The organism is Siccirubricoccus deserti (assembly GCF_014283215.1).
In the GTDB taxonomy this organism is placed as follows: domain Bacteria; phylum Pseudomonadota; class Alphaproteobacteria; order Acetobacterales; family Acetobacteraceae; genus Siccirubricoccus; species Siccirubricoccus deserti.
Window position 1 is genome coordinate 1 of the sequence record NZ_JACOMF010000138.1, and the last position, 4,824, is coordinate 4,824.

The window sequence follows — 4,824 nt, forward strand, 5'->3', positions numbered from 1 at the left end:
ACGGAGTTTGAGGCACGCGCAGCGCGTCTGCCAGTCAAGCTCACGGTTCCCCTGATTATCTTCATATTGCCTTGCATAATTTTGGTGATGGCTGGACCGGCTGTCGTCAAGGTCATGAAGGATCTGTAGCAATAGACCACAGGATGCTCTGTTGAAAACCTTGGACGGACCATCACCCCCACGGTGTTGGTGGTCCAGACCGAGGCGTCGAGCTCAATGAAGCGGGTCGAGGAGGCCAGCGCCGCGCCGCCGAGTTGCCCTTGCGGCAGCCGATGACGCTCACATCGGGCTGGCTGGTGGCGCCGGTGGCCAGCGCTGGCGGGTGCCCAACCGCAGAACTGGACTGCCACGGCGCAGGTCGGCCCCGCCTTGGGAGGATCGTTTAGAGGCGGACTGCGCCGAGATCGATCTGCACGTCGAGGCCGGCCATACCCGTTGCGTGAATCGCTGCCCGGCGCGAGGGTGCCGCCACCGGATTGGCGGCACCGCATGCCGTAGGGGAGTAGACCACCAAAATGACCGGAACTCGGCGTGAAATCCTCACTATTGGCGCTGCGCTAGCCGGCTCCGGCCTTTGGAGCGGCACGGCCAGGGCCCAAGCTGCGCCAGTGCTGCGCCTCGGCATCCTGGGTGACCTCTCGGGACCCTATCGCGACCTCTCCGGCCTCGGCACCATGGCCTGCGTGCGCCAGGCGATTGACGACTTCGCCCGGGCGGGCACGCCGCTGCAGGTGGAGGTGCTGCATGCCGACCATCAGCACAAGGCGGATGTCGGCGCCGCCATCGCTCGGCAGTGGTACGACCGGGACGGGGTGGACGCGATCCTTGAGGTGAACAACTCCTCCATCGCCCTCGCCGTGGCCGGCCTCGCGCAGGAGAAGGACAAGGTCTTCCTTGCTACCGGCCCAGCGACGGCGGATCTGCACGGGCCGCGCTGTAGCCCCAATCACGTGCACTGGACCTACGACACCTGGATGCTGGCGCATGGCGCCGGCACCGCAACTGTGCGGGCAGGCGGCGACAGCTGGTTCTTCCTCACGGCCGACTACGCCTTCGGCCATGCGCTGCAGCGCGACACCGCGCGGGCGGTGGAGGCGGCGGGCGGGCGCGTGCTCGGCCAGGCCCGCTACCCCTTCCCGCAGACCACGGACTATTCCTCCTTCCTGCTGCAGGCGCAGGCCTCCCGCGCGAAGGTGCTCGGCCTCGCCAACGCCGGGACCGACACGGTGAACTGCGTCAAGCAGGCGCATGAGTTCGACCTAACCCGCAAGATGAAGCTGGTGGGACTGCTCTGCCTGCTCGGCGACGTGCGCGCCATGGGCGCCGAAGCGGCACAGGGCCTGCTGCTAACCGAGCCCTTCTACTGGGACCTCAACGACCGCACCCGCGCCTTCACGCAGCGCGTGCTACCGCGCATGCCGCCCAATATCTACCCCAGCACCAACCATGCCGGCGCCTATTCGGCGGTGCTGCACTACCTGAAGACCGCGGCCGCGATGGGGTCGGCGCAGGCCAAGGCCTCCGGTCGCGCCGTCATCGAGCGCATGAAGGCCCTGCCGACCGAGGACGACTGCTTCGGCGCCGGACGCGTGCGGGAGGACGGCCGCAAGATCCATCCGGCCTATCTGTTCGAGGTGAAGCCACCCGCCGAGGTGAAGCAGGAGTGGGACCTCTACCGCCTGGCCGGGACCATTGAGGCCGAGCAGGCTATGCGCCCGATGAGCGAAGGAGGTTGCCCGCTCGTCCGTAGCTGAGCCCCTGGCAAGGCGGATTGGTAAGAGCCCACGCCTCGGATGCTTCGACCCTCGACGCAAGCTGGTGAGCAGTTGTCTTCTGCTTACCAACCCTGGAGGATATCGCCACATGCGCTTCACCGCTCCCGCCCAGCAGACCGGCTGGATCGAACGGCCGGACTGCCGCATTGCCTATCAGAAGGTGGGTGCTGGGCCGCCGCTTGTCTTTGCCCATGGGCTGGGTGGCTGCTTCATGTCCTGGTGGCAGCAGGTGGCGCATTTCGCCCCGCGCTACAACTGCATCAGCTTCTCGCATCGTGGCTTCTGGCCGTCTTCCGCGCCGCCGGAAGGGCCAGACCCTGCCGCCTATGCCGCCGACCTGGCGGCGCTGGTGGACCAGCTGGACCTCGGCGATATCCGTCTGGTCTGCCAATCGATGGGTGGCTGGACCGGGGTGGAGTATGCCCTGCTGCGGCCAGGCCGGGTGAAGGCGCTGGTGCTGGCCGCCACCACCGGCACGCTCGACCCGCAGCAGATGCGCCAGCTGGAACGCGACCGGCTGGCCGCTTGGGCTGCGGAAAGCGCTACAACTCGGGCCGATCTGGGCCAGCGCCGCATCCACCCCGCCGCCGGCGCCACCATGGCGGAAGCGCAGCCGGCGCTGCATCTTCTGTACGGCCAGTTGGACGCGCTCAGCGCCGGGCTGGACAAGGAAGCGGTGCGGGCCCGGTTGGGGGCCAGCCGAACCCGCCCGCCCGCTGCCCTGGCCGCCGCCGGCTGCCCGGTGCTCTTCGTCCCTGGCGGGCGGGACATCGTCATCCCGCCGTTCGCTGCCCGCGCCATGGCGGCGGAATTACCCGATGCCTGGGTGGCGCCGATCCCCGCCGCCGGGCATTCCGGCTATTTCGAGCACGCGGCGGCCTTCAACGCGCTGGTGGAGGCCTTCCTCGATGGGATCGAATGAGGGCGGCCCCATTCTCGGCCTGGACCACATCACCCTGGCGGTCGACGGACTAGACGCCGCCATGGCGGCCTACGAGACGCTGTTCGCGCAGCCCTGCGACGGGCGAGGCACGGCTGAGGGCCTTGAGTGGGCCCGGTTCGCCTTGGCCAATACCAGCCTGGTTCTGGTGGCGCCGCATGGCGAGCCGAGTACCCTCGCGGCGCATCTTGCCAGCCGGCCCGCCGGGGCGCGGGCGGCGCTGGGCGCGCTCGGCTTCGCGGTGGCGGAGCCGGAAAGCGCCGCCCGGCTGCTGGGGCGCCGCGGCCTTCCGGCCGCCGGGCCGCCGCTGTCCTGGCTGGACGGCCAGGCCACGCCGCTGACGCTAGCAGCCGCCCGCGGCTTGCACTTGCTGCTGACCCAGCCCGGCCCGACCGCCAGCCCCACCCAGACCACCCGGCTCGATCATGTGGTAATCCGCAGCGGCGATCCGGAGCGCTCGATGGCCCTGCTGGCTGGCCGTCTGGGGCTGGAGTTGCGGCTGGACCGCAGCAATCCCGCCTGGGGAAGCAGACTGCTGTTCTTCCGTTGCGGCGACCTAGTGGTGGAAGTTTCGCATGAATTGGCCGCAGGCATCACCGATGCGCCGGACCGCCTGTGGGGGCTAACCTGGGGCGTGCCGGATGTGGCAGCCAGCCATTTTCGAATGGAAGCGTCGGGGGTACCGGTCTCGCCCCTCCGGGTAGGGCGCAAGCCTGGCACCCGGCTCTTTACCATCCGCGACCATGCGTCCGGGGTTCCGACCGCCTTTATCGGTGGATAGGCCTCGTCGGTCTCGTGCCCGGCTGTTCTTGCTGCTCCCATCGCTCGGCACAGAACATCAATCTCAAGCGAGGCAAATTCGCAATCCTTCTCGCTCCCCCGCTTCACTTCCGCCAGGCTCAGAGCGAATGGTCGGACCCACACCGCGGCAGACGCCGGCGCGCCGCCCTCGCAGAGTTCATCGGCGAGGCCTCGGCTCGTAGGACCCGGCTGATCGGATCCTGCACCAGGAGCCCCGACGATGACCCTCTCCGACACCCAGCGGCAGATCCTCGCCGCCGCTGCGCAGCATGAGCACCGTCTCGCCATAGCCCCTCGCGGGCTGCCGGCAGCCGCCCGCAACGCGGTGTTCCGCAGCATGTTGAAGCACGGCCTGCTGGCAGAGATCACGGCACCGGCAGAGTACGCCGGCCTCGGCTGGCGGCAGGACGAGGCCGTTGACTGGATTGCGCTGCGGCTCGCCGACGGTGGGCTGCAGGCCATCCGCGAGGCCGCGGCAAAGGGTAGTTCCGAGCCTTCTATCGAGACCATGACCGCATTGCCCCGTAGCGAGTCACCAGCGGCAGCGATGCCCAATCCAGTGGTATGGCAGCGGCGAAACCGTAGAAGCCCTTGGCGCCCCTACACGGGCCAGGGCTGGACGCTGGTGGCCGAGTACAGCGACATCGCCTCCGGCAAGGACGACCGTCGGCCGGGCTTCCAGGCGGCGCTGGCCCGCTGCCGGCAGCTCGGCGCGGTGCTGGTGGCAGCCCGGCTCGACCGGATCACCCGGCGCGCCCACACGCTGTCGGCGCTGCTAGAGGAGGGCTACGCGATCCGGGCCGCCGACATGCCGGGCGCTGACGACCTGATGATGCGGATCTATGCTGCCATGGCGCAGAAGGAGCGCGAGCTGATCAGCGAGCGCACCCAGGCAGCGCTAGCGGCCGCGAAGGCCCGGGGCAAGGCGCTGGGCGGCGACCGGGGCTACCGGCCGGCCTGCGGCCCGGACGCCACCGCGGCCGCCCTGGCGCGTCGCCGGTCGGCGGAGAGGGCGGCGCATCGGCTAGCCCTGGAGGTGGAACGGCTGCGGCACGAGGGGGGTCGTCGGCCAGGCTGCCATCGCACGGGCACTGAACGAGCGCGGTGTGCCGGTGCCGTCAGGGCGTGGATCCTGGACGCATACAACAGTGGCAAGGGTGCTGGCACGGGCGGCGGCGCGCTAGGCTCGGAACTCGATTACCGCTTTGAGTGGCCCGGCCGGTTGTGATTCGCTGCCCCTTGGGCATCAGGGGCTTGCGCATGTCGGTACTGTTCTGGCTGAGCGATGAGCAATGGTCGGCGATCGCG

At 69.3% G+C, this 4,824-nt stretch carries 4 protein-coding genes; all 4 read left to right on the plus strand.

What is annotated here, in order from left to right:
• Nucleotides 1-608: 608 nt before the first annotated feature.
• The 4 genes from H7965_RS28690 to H7965_RS32330 all read left to right on the plus strand — a co-directional run bounded on the left by H7965_RS28690 (nt 609) and on the right by H7965_RS32330 (nt 4,744).
• Complete coding sequence (locus H7965_RS28690; protein WP_315898720.1) at nt 609-1,754, plus strand: ABC transporter substrate-binding protein; 1,146 nt, start codon at nt 609-611, stop codon at nt 1,752-1,754.
• A gap of 109 nt (nt 1,755-1,863) precedes the next feature.
• The gene (locus H7965_RS28695) at nt 1,864-2,697 is read left to right on the plus strand and encodes an alpha/beta fold hydrolase (protein WP_186773927.1); all 834 of its coding nucleotides are present in this window, start codon (nt 1,864-1,866) and stop codon (nt 2,695-2,697) included.
• Complete coding sequence (locus tag H7965_RS28700; protein ID WP_186773928.1) at nt 2,684-3,496, plus strand: VOC family protein; 813 nt, start codon at nt 2,684-2,686, stop codon at nt 3,494-3,496. Before H7965_RS28695 ends, H7965_RS28700 begins: the two co-directional genes overlap by 14 nt.
• 240 nt (nt 3,497-3,736) lie before the next feature.
• Nucleotides 3,737-4,744 (plus strand): recombinase family protein, encoded by a 1,008-nt coding sequence (locus H7965_RS32330; RefSeq protein ID WP_186773929.1) that lies wholly within the window; start codon nt 3,737-3,739, stop codon nt 4,742-4,744.
• The last annotated feature ends 80 nt before the right edge of the window (nt 4,745-4,824 follow it).